This window comes from Acinetobacter sp. 22301, from assembly GCF_052045285.1.
GTDB lineage: Bacteria > Pseudomonadota > Gammaproteobacteria > Pseudomonadales > Moraxellaceae > Acinetobacter > Acinetobacter pittii.
In genome coordinates this window covers 14,041-34,982 of the sequence record NZ_JBQEOR010000016.1, presented here as the reverse complement: position 1 = coordinate 34,982, position 20,942 = coordinate 14,041, and the positions used below count along the sequence as shown (strand labels likewise).

Annotated in this window: 10 protein-coding genes; 7 read left to right on the top strand and 3 right to left on the bottom strand. The window is 37.4% G+C overall.

What is annotated here, in order from left to right:
- Positions 1-36 precede the first annotated feature (36 nt).
- The gene (gene glpD / locus ACTJJH_RS17230; protein WP_440601507.1) at positions 37-1,554 is read left to right on the top strand and encodes a glycerol-3-phosphate dehydrogenase; all 1,518 of its coding nucleotides are present in this window, start codon (positions 37-39) and stop codon (positions 1,552-1,554) included.
- A gap of 42 nt (positions 1,555-1,596) precedes the next feature.
- Here glpD and ACTJJH_RS17225 read toward each other — a convergent pair whose 3' ends face one another.
- Positions 1,597-3,429, bottom strand: a complete 1,833-nt coding sequence (locus tag ACTJJH_RS17225) for a phosphoenolpyruvate carboxykinase (GTP) (protein ID WP_002115528.1) — start codon at positions 3,427-3,429, stop codon at positions 1,597-1,599.
- A 391-nt stretch (positions 3,430-3,820) separates the two neighbouring features.
- Between ACTJJH_RS17225 and ACTJJH_RS17220 the strand changes: the two genes are divergently transcribed.
- The 5 genes from ACTJJH_RS17220 to groL all read left to right on the top strand — a co-directional run bounded on the left by ACTJJH_RS17220 (position 3,821) and on the right by groL (position 17,896).
- The gene (locus ACTJJH_RS17220) at positions 3,821-4,759 is read left to right on the top strand and encodes a diacylglycerol/lipid kinase family protein (RefSeq protein WP_002115559.1); all 939 of its coding nucleotides are present in this window, start codon (positions 3,821-3,823) and stop codon (positions 4,757-4,759) included.
- On the top strand, positions 4,740-5,498 hold the full coding sequence (locus ACTJJH_RS17215) for a metallophosphoesterase family protein (protein WP_057070362.1): 759 nt from the start codon (positions 4,740-4,742) through the stop codon (positions 5,496-5,498). The genes ACTJJH_RS17220 and ACTJJH_RS17215 overlap by 20 nt, the downstream gene beginning before the upstream one ends.
- 304 nt (positions 5,499-5,802) lie before the next feature.
- Positions 5,803-15,672, top strand: a complete 9,870-nt coding sequence (gene blp1 / locus ACTJJH_RS17210; protein ID WP_440601506.1) for a biofilm-associated Ig-like repeat protein Blp1 — start codon at positions 5,803-5,805, stop codon at positions 15,670-15,672.
- 240 nt (positions 15,673-15,912) lie between these two features.
- The gene (locus tag ACTJJH_RS17205; RefSeq protein WP_002120604.1) at positions 15,913-16,203 is read left to right on the top strand and encodes a co-chaperone GroES; all 291 of its coding nucleotides are present in this window, start codon (positions 15,913-15,915) and stop codon (positions 16,201-16,203) included.
- 58 nt (positions 16,204-16,261) lie between these two features.
- Positions 16,262-17,896: a chaperonin GroEL gene (groL, locus tag ACTJJH_RS17200; RefSeq protein WP_440601505.1), complete on the top strand. Its 1,635-nt coding sequence runs from the start codon at positions 16,262-16,264 to the stop codon at positions 17,894-17,896.
- A 172-nt stretch (positions 17,897-18,068) separates the two neighbouring features.
- Here the strand turns inward: groL and ACTJJH_RS17195 are convergent, their stop codons facing one another.
- Positions 18,069-18,443 (bottom strand): diacylglycerol kinase, encoded by a 375-nt coding sequence (locus ACTJJH_RS17195; RefSeq protein WP_002118962.1) that lies wholly within the window; start codon positions 18,441-18,443, stop codon positions 18,069-18,071.
- 106 nt (positions 18,444-18,549) lie between these two features.
- Between ACTJJH_RS17195 and ACTJJH_RS17190 the strand changes: the two genes are divergently transcribed.
- Positions 18,550-19,512: an MBL fold metallo-hydrolase gene (locus ACTJJH_RS17190; protein WP_017385783.1), complete on the top strand. Its 963-nt coding sequence runs from the start codon at positions 18,550-18,552 to the stop codon at positions 19,510-19,512.
- Positions 19,513-19,557: 45 nt separating this feature from the next.
- Here ACTJJH_RS17190 and ACTJJH_RS17185 read toward each other — a convergent pair whose 3' ends face one another.
- Positions 19,558-20,700: a glycerophosphodiester phosphodiesterase gene (locus ACTJJH_RS17185; RefSeq protein WP_119684975.1), complete on the bottom strand. Its 1,143-nt coding sequence runs from the start codon at positions 20,698-20,700 to the stop codon at positions 19,558-19,560.
- Between the last annotated feature and the right edge of the window lie 242 nt (positions 20,701-20,942).

Genomic DNA, 20,942 nt, shown 5'->3' with positions numbered 1-20,942 from the left:
ATTTTTATAAGATCAACAATAAAAAGAAAATGAGAAATGAAAATACAGCCTAATGATTATTCAAAAATATATGACATTGCCGTGATCGGTGGCGGTATTAATGGTGTTGGTATCGCTAATGATGCTGCAGGCCGTGGACTATCGGTATTTTTATGTGAAAAAGATGATTTAGCTAGTCACACTTCATCTGCTAGCAGCAAATTAATTCATGGTGGTCTGCGCTATTTAGAACATAAAGAATTTAGATTGGTTAGAGAAGCTCTAGCAGAGCGTGAAGTGCTATTGGTTAAAGCTCCACATATTATTAAACCCATGCGCTTTATTATGCCTCATCGACCACATTTACGCCCTGCATGGTTGATTCGTGCTGGGCTGTTTTTTTATGATCACTTGGGAAAACGAGAAAAATTATTAGGTTCAAATCTTATTTACTTCAAAGAAGATAGTCCTTTAAAACCAGCTATCACACGTGGCTTTGAATATTCTGACTGTACTGTAGATGATGCACGTCTTGTAGTGTTAAATGCATTACAGGCCAAAGAGAAAGGTGCCAAAGTCGTAACACGTACGCGTTGTATTAAAGCTTATAGGGAACAAGAGCTGTGGCATCTGGAGTTACAAAGCGGAGCAGAGTTTTATCAGGTACGTGCAAGAGCTTTGGTGAATGCAGCTGGTCCTTGGGTTGAAGAAATTATTAGTGAAAATCTGAAGCTAAAATCGCCCTATCGAATTCGGCTGATCCAAGGAAGTCATATTGTTGTACCAAAATTATATGACTGCCATAAAGCCTTCATTATGCAAAACGAAGATCGACGCATCGTGTTTGCAATTCCGTATTTAGAAAAATATACACTGATTGGTACGACAGATCAGGAATATACAGGTGATCCACAAAAGGTAGAGATCACAGAGGTAGAAATTGATTACCTCTTAACAGTGACCAATTCACATTTTAAAAAGCAGTTAACTCGAACTGATATTGTAAGCCAGTACTCCGGTGTGCGTGCTTTATGTGACGATGAATCTGATAATCCTTCAGCGATTACACGTGACTATACCTTGGCATTACAGGCTGAACATAAAAAAGCACCTTTGTTATCTATATTTGGCGGCAAGATCACGACTTATCGGAAACTGGCAGAGGCTGCTTTAGAAGATCTATCCCCGTTTTTTAGTAATATGGCAGAGGAGTGGACTGCAGATGAACCATTACCTGGCGCTGAAAACTGGACAACACTAGATGATTTAACGCATCAGATTTATTCACGTGTAAGTGGAGTGTCTGAATCACTTGCTAACTGTTGGGCGCATGCATACGGCACAAGAGTCTGGAATATGCTCCAAGAGAGAAATGCAATAGAGCAATTAGGCCAGAATTTTGGACATGATTTATTTGAATGCGAAGTCAAATACTTATGTGAATATGAATGGGCAACTACTGCTGAGGATATATTGTGGCGTAGAACAAAACTAGGTCTGGTATTTGATGAAAAACAAATAAAAGTATTAGAAGTTTATTTATCTGAGCGTCGACAAAAAGATGATGCCGCATAATAAAAAAAGGTCGCATATAGCGACCTTTTTTATATATAGCAATTAGAAGCCAGTTTTTACAGCTTCAAGTAAAGCTGCTTGACGTTCTTTTAATGCTTTCGGTAAGCGATCACCGAGTTTATTAAATAAATCAGTGTGGCTTTCAATTTCAGTAATCCACTGATCTTTATCTTGAGCTGTGATTAGGTCAAATTCTTCTTTAGAGAATTCAGTACCTTCCCAGTTCAAGTCGTCATATGTTGGAACAAGACCAATTGGTGTTTCAACAGCGTTTGCACGACCTTCACAACGATCAATGATCCACTCAAGAACACGCATGTTTTGACCGAAACCAGGCCATACGAAGTTGCCTTCAGCATCACGACGGAACCAGTTTACATTGAAGATTTTTGGTAATTTATTACCAGCCGCTTCAGCTTTTGTGCTTACTTGTTGACCAAGGCTTAACCAGTGATCAAAGTAGTCAGCCATGTTATAGCCAGCAAATGGAAGCATCGCGAATGGGTCACGACGAACGATACCTTGTTGACCAACAGCAGCAGCAGTAGTTTCAGAACCCATAGTTGCCGCTTTATATACACCGTCAACCCAGTCGAAAGCTTCAGAAACTAAAGGAACTGTATCTGCGCGGCGACCGCCAAAGATAAATGCAGAAATTGGAACGCCTGCTGGATTTTCCCAGTCAGCATCGATAGAAGGGCATTGACCAGCTGCAACAGTGAAGCGAGCATTTGGATGCGCTGCTTTTTCACCATTTACGTGAGGTTGACCTTTCCAGTTAGTTAAGTTTGTTGGAACTTCTTTAGAAAGACCTTCCCACCATACTTGACCATCTTCAGTTACCGCTACGTTTGTATAGATAACATCTTTATGAAGAGTTGCCATACAGTTCGGGTTAGTCTTGGTGTTTGTACCAGGAGCTACACCGAAGAAACCAGCTTCAGGGTTAATCGCATATAAACGACCATCTTCACCTGGTTTGATCCAAGCAATATCGTCACCTACAGTTTCGATTTTCCAACCTTCATAACCTGCTGGTGGAATTAACATTGCAAAGTTTGTTTTACCACATGCAGACGGGAATGCTGCAGCGATGTAGTGTTTTTCACCTTGAGGGTTAGTTACACCAAGAATAAGCATGTGTTCAGCTAACCAACCTTGTTCGCGTCCCATGACAGAAGCGATACGAAGAGCTAAACATTTTTTGCCAAGTAATGCGTTACCGCCGTAACCAGAACCGAAAGACCAGATTTCACGAGTTTCTGGGTAATGAACGATATATTTTTCAGGGTTACATGGCCAAGCAACGTCTTGTTGACCTTCAGCAAGTGGAGCACCTACTGTATGTACGCAAGGAACAAACTCGCCGTCTGTACCTAATACGTCATAAACTGCTTTACCCATACGTGCCATTTTACGCATGCTAACAGCAACGTAAGGAGAGTCAGTTAACTCAATACCGATATGAGCAATATGGCTACCTAAAGGACCCATTGAGAAAGGAACAACGTACATTGTACGGCCTTCCATTGAGCCTTCAAATAAACCATTTAATTTTTCACGCATAACAGCTGGGTTTTCCCAGTTGTTTGTCGCACCAGCATCTTCTTTATTTTGAGAGCAGATGTAAGTACGGTCTTCAACACGTGCAACGTCAGATGGGTCAGAATTTGCAAGATAAGAACCAGGATGTTTTTCTTGGTTTAATTTCTGCATGGTGCCGTTAGCGATCATCAAGTCGATTAGACGTTGATACTCTTCTTCGCTTCCGTCACACCATTCGATTTTTGCTGGTTTGGTTAAGTTTGCAATTTCTTCAACCCATGCGATAAGCTTAGGATGACGAACGAATTCTGGTGCGTTCACTGTGGTCATGGTGAGGCCTATTCAAAATATGTACAACGTACAAGTCATTCATTGAGAGGTACAATGAAAGATCAAATAAAAAAGTGGCTGTATTAAAGCACAAAATCATAAAAAAAATAAGACTAAAGACTAAGAAATAGATATTTTACTTTTTTGTATTTTTCTTATTTAAATCATTAACTTGTAGTTTTTTACAATATCTTATTCTCAATATTTTTATGTTGTATGTATGTTATTTATATTATTTATTTCCTTAAAAATCAATAGCTTGATTCTTATTTTTTTCTTGAGAATTATTATTGATTAAACAAATGATCTTCATTCAAAATTTACATAAAGAGACTTTTATTAGGCGTTTTTATATACAATATTCAGGATGAATCCCTCTATGATAATAAAAATGCGGACTTTAAAACCTCTCTCTATCATTTATAACCAAAAGTCGGGTTTTCATGCGTCAAAACATGAAGATATGTATGAACAGTTAATGACCGTGTTCACCGAATTTGGTTTTGAAATACAAGTTTTTGAATTAGCGGAAGATGTTTCTTTTGATGATTTGATGAGTCAAGTAATTCATCGGCATAGCCAAAATGCAAACTTAGGTGTTGTTGTTGCAGCGGGTGGGGATGGAACATTAAATGCGGTAGCATCAAAACTTAGACATACTCATATCCCTATGGGAATTTTACCTTTGGGAACTTTTAATTATGTCGCTAAAGTTTTAGATATTCCCTTAGATTTGTTAGAAGCTGCTGAAGTCATCGCTACAGGTACACCACGCTCTGTACATATTGCGACAATTAATGACCATGTTTATTTAAATAATGCGAGTCTAGGACTTTATCCATTATTTATAAAAAAACGTGAGCTTTATAATAAATACTTAGGACGCTTACCTTTGCATGCCTATACCTCAGCGCTGGATGTTTTATTAAGAGAAAATAAATCCATGAAACTTTCCGTCACAGTTGATGGGAAGAAATATCCAGTCAAAACCCCTCTAATTTTCTTTGGTAATAACCAGTTGCAGTTGTGTGATATGAAATTAAGAATTGCCGAATGTGCAGCACAAGGTCGAGTCGCTGGAGTGGTCATTACGAAAAGTGATAGGCTTAGTTTATTAAACATGTTGTGGCAGTGGATTCAAGGCAAAGTAGAAGAGACACAAGATGTTTATAGTTTTTGTGCAGATCATGTGGTGGTAGATTGTGCAAAAAGATCAAAACTTACAGTAGCTTTAGATGGTGAAATATTAGAGATGAAAGCACCTTTAAATTTCTCTGTAGAAAAGAATGCTTTAAATATTATGGTGCCAAATGTTGTTACATCTGTCTGATCTGCATTTTGGAACAGAAGTTGAGGCATGTTTAGATGCAATCCGACTTTTTTGCACTCAACATAAACCTGAAGTCATTGTGGTGAGTGGTGATATTACTCAACGTGCCCGATATCAACAGTTTTATAAATGCCGTCAGTTTTTAGATAGCCTTAATATTCCTTATCTTGTTGTTCCTGGTAATCACGATATTCCGTTGTACCATGTCTGGAACCGTTTTTTCTCACCATTTACTCGCTACCAATATTTTTTTGGCCAGCTTGAACCAACTTTAGAAACTGAACATTTTTATATTGTTGGGGTGAATAGTATTCGCCGTCGTTATCATACTCGTGGACATATTTCGATTGAGCAAATTCAAACTACATATGAGCGATTACAGCAAGCGCCAGCGGATAAAATCAAATTAGTTGTTTTCCATCAACCTTTTTATACTCCACCTGATGATGAGCATGGTATTAAAGATTGTCCTGTATTAGGAAAAATGGCACTCGAAAAATGGAGTACAACGGGACTATTTGGAATGTTACACGGGCATTTACATAAAACTGCTGTATATGATTTAACGCAAATTTATCAGTTAAAGATAGATCATCCTATTTATGATATTCATGCAGGAACAGCGACTTCTAGCCGTTTGCATTATCATGTTCCGAATAGTTTTAATGTCATTTCAAATGAAGGAAAAATTAATCATTATTGGTTTAATTACGATTTAAAGATTTTTCAATTAATTTAATTTATAAAAATTCTATAAGACATTTAACTTAAGAGTAGATTGATAAAATTTTATCCATTACAATGCCTAAGCTTTAAATTCTATATATGGGGAATAGGAAAACATTCTAAATGTTTTATCATTTTAAAAATAATATTAATGGATACATAAAAAATTTTTAACTATATAAAAAGCCGCGATTTAAAGTAGCTACAATAAGGGTTTAGTGTTTTATGATAGTTAATAATATTTAATTAAAATGAGTATCTATTTATCTTAATATTTTAGAATAACTTAATAATATTTAAAATTTCATGGTGGAAAAATGGTACAAGTATCATTAATGGCAAATAATGCTTCAAAAAATAATACAGTTGATATTAATGTAGGCCAGACAAAAAATATTGTATTAAATCCTAAAGAAGTCGCAAAAATCGATATAAACCCAGAAAAAATTTCTTCAATAACAAGAGAAGGAAACAGTGCAATTGTTCATCTAAAAGATGGAACTGAAATTGTTTTAGAAAACTATTTTATTAGTGAAAACCCGCAAATTCTTTTAAATGAAGGGCAGAGTTATTGGGCTGCTAATCTGGGAGAAGATGCTAGCGGACAGACCACTGTTAATTATTTAGAATTAAAAGATACGCCAAAGCTTATTGATAGTCCATCTTCTGTACCCCTCTGGTCGTGGGTAGTCAGCGCTTTAGCAGGAGCAGGAACAATTGCTTTATTGTCTCGGAACGATTCTAAAGATACGACGCCTCCTGAGCCAGGTACTTTGAATCTCAAAAATCTTTTGGATTCAGGGGCTTCTACAATCGACCAGATCACTCAAGATAAAAACTTCACTTTAAAGATTGAGGGACAGGAAAGTGGCAGCCGAGTAACATATTTGGTCTCTACCGATGAAGGAAAAACTTGGCAAGAGACAACGGTCGCTCAAAAAGATTTGGTCGATGGTGTTTATCAATATAAAGCTGTAGTAACCGACGTTGCAGGCAATACATCAGAAACCGCTATACAAAAAGTCGTTGTAGATACTACCGCACCACAAGTAAGTGAACTGACTTTATCTGATTTAAGTGATACAGGTGTTTCGGCAACTGATCAAATTACACAAGATAAAACTTTTGATTTAAAGATTAGTGGACAAGAAGTCAATAGCCAAATCACTTACTGGATATCAAAAGATGAAGGAAAGACATGGCAGGAAACGACAGTAAATCAAAAAGATTTGGCTGATGGTGTTTACCAATATAAAGCTATAGTTACAGATATTGCAGGTAATACATCAGAAACCGCTATACAAAAAGTCGTTGTAGATACTACCGCACCACAAGCAGGTGAACTAACTTTATCTGATTTGAGTGATACAGGTGTTTCAGCAACCGACCAAATTACGCAAGATAAAACTTTTGATTTAAAGATTAGCGGACAAGAAATAAATAGCCAAATCACTTACTGGATATCGAAAGATGATGGAAAGACGTGGCAGGAAACAACAGTAGCTCAAAAAGATTTGGCTGATGGTATTTATCAATATAAAGCTATAGTTACAGACGTTGCAGGGAATACCTCAGAAACTGCTATACAAAAAGTCGTTGTGGATACAGCAGCGCCGCAAGCAGGTGAACTGAGTTTATCTGATTTAAGTGATACAGGTGTTTCGGCAACCGATCAGATTACGCAAGATAAAATTTTTGATTTAAAGATTAGCGGACAAGAAGTAAATAGCCAAATCACTTATTGGATATCGAAAGATGATGGAAAGACGTGGCAGGAAACAACAGTAGCTCAAAAAGATTTAACCGATGGTGTTTACCAATATAAAGCTATAGTTACAGATATTGCAGGTAATACATCAGAAACCGCTATACAAAAAGTCGTTGTAGATACTACCGCACCACAAGCAGGTGAACTAACTTTATCTGATTTGAGTGATACAGGTGTTTCAGCAACCGATCAAATTACGCAAGATAATAATTTTACTTTGAAGCTAGCTCAACCGATTGTAATCGGAGAGCAAGCTGCTTTATTAGACCACTATGAAGTCTCTACCGATGAAGGAAAAACTTGGCAGGAGACAACAGCTGAACAAAAAGATTTAGCTGATGGTAGTTATCTCTATAAAGCCGTAGTAACGGATCTTGCAGGCAACACATCAGAAACTGGTGTGGAAAAGGTAATTATAGATAATTCTTTAAATATTGAATCAACTACAGTAACTGTAAAGTCGATTACTGAAGACAATACAATAAGCCTAGCTGAAAAAGATCAAGTTATTTCTATAAGACTGGAAGTAGATAATCTACCAACAGATTTAAATAGCTCACTGACATCAGTAAATACGACTCTAAACGATGTTGTGTATAACTTTCATTTTGATGAAGTTACCCAAGAGTGGGTTACTGAAATTCCAGCAGAGTTTTTGTGGTCAGAAGAATCGCAAACCAATATATCAATTGATATTAGTCTTACTGATCAAGCTGGCAATACAGCCATTATTAAACAGACCCAAAATTATAATGTAGATCATACTCCAAATTCGCCAACTCTAGATTCACTAACTTTCAATAATATAGATGGAGCTATCATTTCAGGTAGCGCATATAAAGGAAGTAAAGTTGATATTTACAATAAAAGTGGTGATTGGCTTGCAAGTACCATAACTAATGACGAAGGTAAATTTACTTTACAAGACCTTTCAATTAACTCAAATCAAGAAGTTTATGCTGTCGCTACTTATAATGGATACAGCAGTGAAAATTCGTCAATTGGCCAAGTTACTGAAGTTCCTGCAATTAGTATTACAAGAATTAGTCCAGAAGGTGTGATCACTGGTTATGCGACCGAAGGCAGTCATTTTATTGTAAAAGATCAGAATGGAAATATTCTGCAAGAGTTTAACTCCATTGCATTTGAGGGTTCAGGTATTACTCCTTTTAATGCAATGGCATTAGGTGAAGTCAGACCATTTACTTTGTCTCTCGACCAACCTTTGGAGGAAGGTACTCAAATTATTATTTCTACAGATAAAGATAATATTTCAGGCCATCCACAATATATTACTGCAGACTATACGCCCGCAGTATTTTTAGAAACTCCACAGTTTGATATCAGTGGTGAAACTTTATCAGTACATGTTAATGAGCCGAACAGCTTTATTCGTGCATTTTCTGGAGAGGGCAATTTAATTGCTACAGGTTTTACCGATGAACAAGGCTTTGCAAGTTTACAGGTGTTCCAATTTTTAAAAGAAGGTGAATCGGTTACCGTACAAGTAGTAGATAAAAATCAAAATACGAGTGAAGCCCTAATCGAAGTTCCAAACTTTGCTTATATTCCATATGTTGAACGTATTACACAAGAAGGCTTAATTTCTGGGTTTGCTGAAGATAATAGTACAGTAATCGTGCGTGATGCTGACGGTAATGAATTAGGAAAGGTTACATTAGGTGATGACAATAGTTGGAATGAATTTAGTCATTTTAGCTTGAGTGTAAACCGACCTTTAATTGATGGAGAGCAAATTTCCGTTCAAATTATTGATAATAAAGGGTTGATGAGTCCTGAGCAGAATATCATTGTAGATCTGACTCCTCCACCTGTTCCAACAGATTTAAATTTCAATGATGCTGGTGATTTAGTTTATGGCCATGCAGAACCTTTCTCTGAAATTTTAGTTAAAGATGGGCAAGGAAACATTCTTAATAAATGGTTCTGGAATAACTGGACTGATGAGAGTGGAAGTTTTTCGATAGAACTAGGTATGTTTTTAACTAATGCTGAGACGGTTTATGTCACGGCTACCGATGTGAATGGAAATGTAAGTTTAGCAGCGCAGATACAGGCGCCTAATTATGCTTTTGCCCCCCATGTAGATAGCTTTACTTCGGACGGAGTGATAAGTGGACAAGCTGAAAATAATAGTACTCTTATTGTTAAAGATGCCAAAGGTGAAGTCGTAGCTGAAATTAAAGTCGGTGAAGATAACGGTTGGAATGGATCAAGTTATTTTAAACTCCAGCTTGACCGCCCTCTTGTTAATGGTGAGCAGTTTTTCTTATCAATTAAGGATGCTCGTGGGCAAGTAAGCACCGATACTGTAATTACCGCTGATACGGTTGCTCCTACACCAGCCAGCAATTTAGTTTTCTCAGAAGATGGTTCATATCTTACAGGCGTAGCAGAACTGAATACTACGATTCAGGTTTTTGATCATAATGGTCAGCTCGTGAATATATGGAATAACACCATAAACTCAGATGGTACATTTACTATTTTCTTAGGTAGCAATAATTTACATGGAGAGGCATTCACGGTCACAGTTAAAGACCAAGCTGGAAATGTGAGTGAAGCTGTTTCAATAAATGCTCCACTTGATGATATTGCACCGGATCCAATTAAAAATATTTTACTTGATGCAAACGGTCAAAACTTTACAGCACAAGCAGAAGCAAATAGTCAGATTGAAGTTTTTGATTCATTAGGTAATCAGACGGGTTGGGGCTCTACAGATAGTGCTGGTAATGTCTCAGGCTTTTTCAATCAAATCTATTTACATGGTGAAGAGCTTACTTTTGTTGTCATAGATCGAGTTGGTAATCGCAGTGTCGAATTTAAGCAAAATGCTTTAATTGACACCATTGCACCAAATCCGATTGCAAATATCATCTTCAACGAAGATGGCCAAAGCTTTACAGCTCAGGCAGAAGCTGGAAGCTCTATTGAAATATTAGATCAGGATGGAAATAAGATTACTACTAGTTATACCGATAGCTTAGGTAATGTATTTGGTTATTTCCCGCAAGTTTACTTACATGGTGAGGAACTTACTTTTGTTGTAGTTGACCGAGCGGGTAACCGTAGTGCAGAGGTCAAGCAGAGTGCTTTAACTGATGATATCGCACCAAATCCGATTGAAAATATTGTATTAGATATCAATGGTCAGAGCTTTACAGCTCAGGCTGAAGCAAATAGTCAGATTGAAATTAAAAATACCAATGGTGATGTCATCGGGTATGGTTCCGCAGATAGCATGGGCAATGTTTCAGGATATTTGTATCAAGTACATTTACATGGTGAAGAGCTCACTTTTGTTGTAGTAGATCGAGCAGGTAACCGTAGTACAGAAGTTAAGCAGAATGCCTTGATTGATGAGATTGCACCAAATCCGATTGAAAATATTGTATTCGACTCAAACGGTCAAAACTTTACGGCGCAAGCAGAAGCAAACACTCAAATTGAAGTCAAAAATGCTGCAGGTGAGGTCATAGGTTCAGGTTATGTAGATGGCGCTGGTAATGTGTCAGGTTATTTATATCAAGTCTATTTACATGGAGAAGAACTTACTTTTGTTGTCGTTGACCGAGCGGGTAACCGTAGTGCAGAGATCAAGCAAAACGCTTTAACTGATGATATTGCACCAAATTCAATTGAAAATATTGTACTTGATGCGAACGGACAGTACTTTACAGCTCAGGCAGAAGCAAACACTCAAATTGAAGTCAAAAATGCTGCTGGTGAAGTCATAGGATCTGGCTCAACCGATAGCATGGGGAATGTTTCAGGTTACTTATATCAAGTCTATTTACATGGAGAGGAACTCACTTTTGTTGTCGTTGACCGAGCGGGTAACCGCAGTATAGAGGTCAAGCAGAATGCCTTGATTGATGACATTGCTCCGAATGTGATTGAAAACATTATCTTTAACGAAAATGGTCAAAACTTTACAGCGCAAGCAGAAGTAAATACTCGGATTGAAGTTAAAAATGCTGTGGGTGAGGTTGTAGGTTTTGGTTATGTGGATGGTGCTGGTAATGTCTCGGGTTACTTGAATCAAGTTTATTTAAAAGGTGAGGAGCTCACTTTTGTTGTGATTGATCAAGCTGGTAATCGTAGCGTTGAAGTAAAACAAACAGCCTTTCTTGATAATACGGCACCGGAAAATGCGACTAATTTAGTATTTAGCGAAGATGGTTCATATCTAACTGGTATGGCTGAGCCAAATGCTACGATTCAAATATTTGATCAGAATGGTCAATTGGTAAATCAGTGGAATAATAATGTTAATTGGGATGGAACATTTAACATCTCTTTATACAGTAACTACTTGCATGGCGAAGAGTTTAAGATAGTTGTAGTAGATCGGGCTGGTAATATGAGTGGTGGGGTTACTGTAAAAGCACCGCTTGATGATATTGCTCCCGCGGCTGCAAGTAATCTTACATTCAATGAAGATGGTTCGTCCCTTTCTGGTGTGGCTGAGCCAAATACCTTCATCCAGATATTTGATCAAAATGGTCAGCAGATGAATACGTGGGATTATAGAGTAAACGCTGATGGTACATTCACTATTTCTTTCGGTACTTACAATTTACATGGTGAAGAGTTCACAGTCACTGTTAAAGACCGAGCTGGAAATGTGAGTGAAGCTGTTTCAGTTAAGGCTCCATTTGATGATATTGCGCCAAATCCGATTAAAAATATTGTACTTGATACGAACGGTCAAAACTTTACAGCACAAGCGGAAGCAAATAGTCGGATAGAAATCACAAATGCTGCTGGTGAATCTATAGGATATGGTTATGCAGATAGCACTGGTAATGTGACAGGTTACTTCTATCAAGTGTATTTACAAGGAGAAGAATTAACGTTCGTTGTTATAGACCGAGTAGGTAACCGCAGTGTCGAACTTAAGTTAAATGCTTTGGTGGATACCATTACGCCAGATCCGATTGAAAACATCATCTTTGACGAAAATGGGCAAAATTTTACAGCACAAGCAGAAGCCAATAGTTTTATTGGTGTCAAAAATGCTGCGGGTGAGTTTGTCGGTTATGGTTATGCCGATAGCACTGGTAATGTGACAGGCTATTTCAATCAGGTTTATTTAAAAGGTGAGGAACTCACTTTTATCGTTATAGATAAAGCAGGTAATCAAAGTATTGAATTTAAGCAAAATGCTTTGATTGATGATATTGCACCAAATCCGATTGAAAACATTGTCTTAAATGAAAATGGTCAAAACTTCACAGCGCAAGCGGAAGCAGATAGTCGAATCGAAGTTAAAAATGCTGTTGGTGAGGTGGTAGGATCTGGTTCAACCGATAACATGGGTAATGTTTCTGGTTACTTCTATCAAGTGTATTTACATGGAGAGGAGCTTACTTTTGTTGTAGTTGATCAAGCTGGTAACCGCAGTACAGAGGTCAAACAGAATGCCTTAATTGATGATATCTCGCCAAATCCGATTGAAAATATTGTGCTCGACTCAAACGGTCAAAACTTTACTGCGCAAGCAGAAGTAAATACTCGGATTGAAGTCAAAAATGCTACGGGTGAGGTTGTAGGCTATGGTTATGTAGATAGTACTGGTAACGTGTCAGGTTATTTTAATCAAGTCTATTTACATGGAGAAGAGCTTATATTTGTTGTAATTGATCAAGCAAGTAACCGAAGTATTGAGGTTAAACATAATGCTTTAATTGATGATGTTGCACCATCAGCTGCTTCAAATATTACATTAACCTCTGACGGATTGCTTTTTGGTGAGGCTGAGCCAAATGCAACGATTGAAATTATTGATCAATATGGTGCAGTTATCGCAACAACTTATGTTTGGTACGATGGCACATTTAATCAATGGATTAATCTGAGTCAATACCAGACACAAAATTTGAGTATTGTTGTCAAAGATATTGCTGGCAACCGAAGCGAAGTTGCTCATCAGTTAGTACCTGTATTTACGAACTCACCAATTACTGCAACAGAGCTAAAACTGGATGTAGATGGTCATATTCTAACAGGAAAGGCAACAGCAGGAATGTCGATTGTTGTTACATCTACTGATGGTCAGATCATTAATGGAGGGTGGAATAATGTTGTGAATGAAGATGGTAGTTTTGCTATTCAGTTAATTGATTACTATCTACAGGGACAGACATTACAAGTTCGAGTTTATGACCAGAATACGAATCAATATAGCCTAATCTCTGAAATTATTGCGCCTTTAGACAATATTGCTCCAATAATTAATGATGTGGTGATTAGTAATGACGGTTATGGTATTACGGGACAAGCTGATCCGAAAGTAACCATTAAAGTAATGGATGCGGATGGAGATTTTAGAGCAGAATTTCAATCGGATGAAGCTGGATATTTCAATGCTAGTATTTATCCACCATTATTACGTGGAGAGCAGTTATTTATAACGGCAATAGATTTAGCTAAAAATATAAGTACCCCACTTAATATTACTTTTAATCCAGACACTAATGCACCACCAACAGCAGATCAGGTCGTTGTATCTGAAAACGGTTTCTTTATTGAGGGAACTGCTTCGCTCAATAGTGAGGTGCGTATTTTTGATGTGTATAGTAATTATATTGGTGGTGGTTCTGTAGATGAAACAGGGCATTTTAATATCCAGTTATACTCACCTCAGGCGAATGGGCAAACTTTACGCATTGTTGTGGAGCAAAATGGCTATCAAAGCGCTTACACCGAAATTAAGGCACCTATAGACACTGTCGCACCAAATGCAGCAACTCAGCTTGTCTTAGAAGATGGAAATGTACTTTCAGGACAAGCGGAAGCATATTCAACAGTTAATATTTTTGATGCTAATAATAATTTAGTTGGTCAAACTACTGTCAGAAATGATGGAAGTTTCACAACATACTTATGGTCACAATATTGGCATGGTGAAACATTGACGGTAAAAGTAGTTGATGCCAATCAAAATGTGAGTGTAGGTACAACGATTATTGCTACAAATGATACAACAGCACCGAAAGTGGTCACCCAGCTTGCCATAAATGGATGGGGAGAGCTCACGGGACACGCAGAAAGTAAGGCTACTCTTGAAATTACATATTATTTTGCTGATCAAGAACCTTCCGTAACGAGTACTACGGTCATGGCAGATGGAACTTTCTCTACTTATGTGTATGGGACTGCAATGTCATTTGACCTTACCATTATTGATCGTGCAGGAAATCGTAGTGAAACTATCAGCAAAGCGATTAATGATTTACCTACAATCACTGTCGATCAATTTAAAGGTGATGCTACGGATAATACGTATATAGTTGATCACATAAGTGATTTTGTTGAAGAATATACTGTTGAGCCGTATGCAACATATAAAGATGTTTGGATTGATAATAGCTATATGTATCCAGAATGGATTAATGAAGGGCATTATGAACAGATATGGCTTGTTGATGGATATTATGAACAACAATTAATAACAGATGTATATTATGAAAAGCAGTGGATCATAAGTGGTTATTCGACTATACAAAAAATATATATAAATCAAGATAATATAACTTATATAGATAATGGTACGGCAGAGAGCGACTATAGTCGATATGTAGAACAACATTATGATGCTGTAAATGAACAATGGCAAGAAGGCTACGAACTGACCTATATACGTTCAGAAGAAGGCTGGGTTGATACTAGTCATTTTGAAGATATCTATTTTGATACAAGTCATTATGAAGATGTTTGGGTGGATGCTAGCCGTTATGATGATGTTTGGGTAGATACTAGCCACTATGAAGATGTTTGGGTAGAAAGTGGCTATTGGGAGAACCAGCTTATCGAATCAGGCTACCGAGATGTCGATTTTGGTGGACACGATAAAATAGTTAGCTCTGTGAGTTATAGTCTGGTTGGATATTCTGATTGGTCGACAGGTCTAGAAAGCGGGCGTTATGTTGAAGATTTGGAGCTGGTTGGTTCTGCTCATCTAAATGCAACAGGTAATACTTTAGATAATCTTTTAACAGGTAACTCTGGTAATAACGTTTTGAATGGGCGTGAAGGTAACGATACCTATATGACTAATGAAGGTACTGATTCCATACTGTTCCAATTGCTAAATAGCCAAGATGCGACTGGTGGGAATGGACATGATACGGTGTTAGATTTTACTTTAGGTGATGTAAGAACTGATACTCAAGCAGACAAAATCGATTTAAGTGAACTATTAATTGACTATTCTAAAGACGTGAGCACATTAGCGAAATTTATTACTGTAGAGCAAGATGCTGGAAACACGACTATTAGTCTTGACCGAGATGGTGAAGGTACAATGTTTAGTAGTGTTTCATTGATAACTTTAAATCAGGTAAATACAACATTAGATGAATTGTTAAATAACCAGCAACTCTTTGTTTAACATTAATATTTATCTTTATAAAAGAGGCTATGAAAATAGCCTCTTTTATTTTGTGCTTTAAATTTAATAAAAACTCTTCACAACTTGTTAAAAAATGACCAAAAAAGATAAGTTTTTTTTCATTTTCCCCTTGAAGCCTTTTTTTTCATCCCCACAAAAGTGACATCTAAATATTTTGTTATTGCTCTGGATTAAAGCAATAACGATTAATCAAAAAGACTTAGTCTGATGGAGTTAATTATGAGCAACATTCGTCCATTACATGATCGCGTTGTAATTCGTCGCGTAGAAGAAGAAACCAAAACTGCTGGTGGTATTTTACTTCCAGGTTCTGCTGCTGAAAAACCATCTCAAGGTGAAGTAATTGCAGTAGGTAATGGTCAAATCACTGAGAATGGCGTACGTGCTTTGGATGTTAAAGTTGGTGACAAAGTATTGTTTGGTACTTATGCAGGTACAACAGTGAAAGTAAGTGGTGAAGAACTCTTAATCATGAAAGAGTCAGACATTTTAGCTGTGTTGGAAGGCTAATCAATCCATAACTCAATTCATTATCAGATTCAGTATTTAAAAAGATTCGGAGTTTAATATGTCAGCTAAAGACGTAAAATTTGGTGATTCAGCTCGCTCAAAAATGATTGCAGGCGTAAACGTACTTGCAGATGCGGTTAAAGTGACTTTAGGCCCTAAAGGACGTAACGTTGTTATCGATCGTTCTTTCGGTGCTCCGCACATTACTAAAGACGGTGTAACTGTTGCTAAAGAAATTTCATTAAAAGACAAGTTTGAAAACATGGGTGCTCAACTTGTTCGCGAAGTTTCTAGCAAAACTAACGACATCGCTGGTGACGGTACGACAACTGCAACTGTACTTGCTCAAGCAATTTTAAATGAAGGGATCAAATCTGTAACCGCAGGTATGAACCCAATGGATTTAAAACGTGGTATTGATATCGCAGTAAAAACTGTAGTTGAAAATATCCGTTCAAATGCAAAACCAGCTGACGATTTCAAAGCGATCGAGCAAGTAGGTTCTATCTCTGCTAACTCTGATACTACTGTTGGTAAACTTATCGCTCAAGCGATGGAAAAAGTAGGTAAAGAAGGCGTAATTACTGTAGAAGAAGGTTCTGGCTTCGAAGACGCTTTAGACGTTGTAGAAGGTATGCAGTTTGACCGTGGTTATATCTCTCCGTACTTCGCAAACAAACAAGATACTTTAACTGCTGAACTTGAAAATCCGTTCATTCTTCTTGTTGACAAGAAAATCAGCAACATCCGTGAATTGATTTCTGTTTTAGAAGCAGTTGCAAAAACTGGTAAACCACTTCTTATCATCGCTGAAGATGTTGAAGGTGAAGCGCTTGCTACACTTGTTGTAAACAACATGCGCGGTATTATTAAAGTGTGTGCTGTTAAAGCTCCTGGTTTCGGTGACCGCCGTAAAGCAATGCTTCAAGATATCGCAATCTTGACTGGTGCAACTGTTATTTCTGAAGAAGTTGGTATGTCTTTAGAGCAAGCAACTCTTCAAGATTTAGGTACTGCGCACAAAATCACTGTTTCTAAAGAAAACACTGTTATTGTTGATGGTGCTGGTGATGCTGCTGGTATTGCTGAGCGTGTTCAACAAATCCGTGCTCAAATTGAAGAATCTACTTCAGAATATGACCGTGAAAAATTACAAGAACGCGTTGCTAAATTAGCAGGCGGTGTTGCTGTAATTAAAATCGGTGCAGCGACTGAAGTTGAAATGAAAGAGAAGAAAGACCGTGTAGATGACGCGCTTCATGCAACTCGTGCAGCAGTTGAAGAAGGTGTTGTTGCTGGTGGTGGTGTTGCTCTAGTACGTGCGGTTAATGCATTAGATGGCTTAAAAGGCGCTAATGAAGATCAAACAGCAGGTATCAACATTTTACGCCGTGCGATCGAAGCTCCACTTCGTCAAATCGTTGCAAACGCTGGTGATGAGCCATCTGTAGTGATCAATGCAGTTAAAGGTGGTGAACGTAACTTTGGTTACAACGCTGCAACTGGTGAATATGGCGATATGTTAGAAATGGGTATCCTTGACCCAGCTAAAGTAACTCGCTCTGCACTTGAGCATGCAGCTTCTGTTGCTGGCTTAATGTTAACTACAGAATGTATGATTACTGACATTCCTGAAGATAAACCAGCTGTTCCAGATATGGGCGGTATGGGTGGTATGGGCGGCATGATGTAATAACGCATCAACGCTTTAACCAAAAAATCCCTGCTTATGCAGGGATTTTTTTATTTTTCACGTAATTTTAAGAAATAATTAAGTTCCATTATTTATATTAAAAACAGGAACAGCAGCTAGAAGTTCCTCTTTTGTTACAACCATGCTTATTTACTTGTAGGCATGGTTTTTTTTAGCCTAATAAAATAATTAACCATGTAATAGCAATGATAGAGAGTGCAACAAATTGCGCAGCACTTCCCATATCTTTTGCATTTTTAGAAAGCTGATGTTTTTCAAGGGAGACTCGGTCAACCACAGCCTCAATAGCAGAGTTGAATAGTTCAACGATCATTGCAAAAAGACATACAATAATCAGTAGTACATGCTCACTACGGCTCACATCAAGAAAAAAACTAACCGGAATCAAAATAATATTAATCAAAACAATTTGGCGAAAAGCTGCCTCATTTTTATAAGCTGCTTTAAATCCTGAAATAGAGTAGCCCGTTGCATTTAATATGCGCTTAAGACCGCTTTTACCCTTATAGGGAGAATAGCTATTCATATACTTATATTTCTGACACTTTTCATGCATTATATAATTTGGGTCTTAAAAAATTATTAAATCTTTTTTAAAGATTTCGACTTTATAACTTAATAGAGAAGAAAAGATGAAAAAATTATGTGTAGCGTTGGGCCTTGCAATTGGAAGTATCCATGCAAGTTATGCTGAGCCAACAGCAACCCCGCAAGTACCAGGATATTATCACCATCAATTTGGAAACTACCGCGTAACCTCTTTACTTGATGGTACGATTTATTTAAATCCTGATTTATTCAAAAATTTAAATCAGGCCCAGAAAACTAAAATCTTAACGAAATATGCTGCTGTTAATGAAAAAGGGATTCAAACCTCGGTAAATGCATTTTTAGTTGATGATGGAAAAAGCTTAACGCTTGTAGACAGTGGTGCAGCAAGTTGTTTTGGCCCGCAACTTGGCTCGATTGCAAAAAATATTGAATTGGCTGGTTATAAGCTTGCTGATGTAAAAACTGTTTTACTTACTCATCTACACCCAGACCATGTGTGCGGTATTGCTCAAAATGGAAAAGCCGTATTTCCAAATGCAACTGTATATGCACATGAGCGTGAAGCTGATTACTGGTTAAATCCAGCTTCTGAAAAAACAGTACCAGCAGACAAAAAAGAAAATTATTTGGGTACTGTTAAAAACGTAAAAACTGCTCTTGCTCCATACCAAGCAAAAAAAGCATTCAAGACATTTAAAGACGGCGATGTCATTCAAGGTTTTGAGGTAATCGATACTCGTGGTCATACACCAGGTCATCATAGCTTCCGCTTAAAAAGTAATGATCAGCAAATCATTTTTGTTGGAGACATTGTCCACTCACATTCATTGCAATTTGATGCTCCAAAAACTGGGGTAGATTTTGATGTGAATTCTGAGCAGGCAATTAATACCCGTCTAAAAATGTTTGCTGAAATTTCAAATAAGCAACAATGGGTTGCCGCACCACATTTACCATTTCCGGGCATTGGCCATGTTTATAAAGTAAATGCTGAGCAATATCAGTGGATCCCGCTCTATTTTGATAATGTTGTAGAGAAATAAAAAAACAGGGCATTTATTGCCCTGTTTTTTTATTAAAAACTTTATTTATTTTGTGGCTTTTTCATAATTAATAACGGCTTCACGGCCAAGTGCCGGGTCATCTGTAAAGACTCCATCAACACCAGCTTTAAAATAGGCTTCAAACTCTTTTAAAGCACCAGATGGACAGCGCTCTGCTGGTTTATCTTGACTGCACTTTAAAGGCGTTGGTAAATAATTATTTTCTGGGCGGAAAGTATAAGGATGTACTTTCAAGCCAGCTGTATGTGCATCAGTAATAAACGAAGTCGTTTGAACCGAGCCACTGTCATTAAAGTTAAGAATATAGCCTTTACTTGGCCCTACACCGTTTGCATATTTAGCCACGTCTTTTAAGCCTTGTGCTGTGGCTAAATCGGCATAAGTTTTAGTTTCGCCAGATTCAACGAAGTCGGCTGGTTGAGAGGTTTTAGCATCATATAATTGAATGATTTGTGCATGTTTAATCGTTTTATGAAGGTCGAGCTGATCTTTTAAATATTTTAGATTACTCACTTCAAAAGACTGTAAATAGACAGGTGCAATATCACGTGTATATTCGTATTTGGCTAAGGTTTTAAGAAGGGTATCTTCCATTGCCAGTTTCTGATTTTTAAAGTAAGTCGGATGTTTGGTTTCAATATATAAACCAATAATTTTTCCCGTTTTCTTATAATTTGCTTCAGCCAGTTCAATCACTTGCTCTAGAGTCGGGACAGGGTAGAGGTCATTATAGGCTGTGTTTGCTGGTCGGAACTCTGGAATGCGTTCACGCGCTTTAAGCTGTTGTAATTCACTTAAAGTGAAGTCTTCTGTAAACCAGCCTGTTAAGTCTTTACCATCAATATTTTTTGTTGTTTTACGATCTGCAAACTGGCTTAAAGTGCTTACATTGGTTGTTCCGCCAATCTCATTTTCATGGCGAGTAACCAATACGCCATCTTTTGTAGAGACTAGATCAGGTTCAATGAAATCTGCGCCATCATCAATCGCTTTTTGATATGAAGCTAACGTGTGTTCAGGACGCAAAGCGCTCGCGCCGCGATGTCCTACTACTAAAATTTTAGGAAGTTGATATTCTGGTGTGGTTGGTGAGTTTTCAGTTTTATCGTCATCATTACAACCAACCAAGCTAATTAAACTTAAGCATAAAAGTGCTCTTTTAAACATAATTCTACTCATATTGTTTTAGTCGAAACGTATTTAGTCTGATGATTGAACTTGACGTGATCATGAAGAATTCATGAATTTTCAGTGACACTTGTTAAAACCTTGTTTATGGGTTTGTAGGAAATGCCAGTTCTTGCTTTGTTTTTGTTCTAATTGCATTTATTGTGTTAATTCTACTTGTCTTTTTTATATCGCTCGTTGATGATCAAGAGGGCAAATTTGGTATTGCCATCTGTTAATTG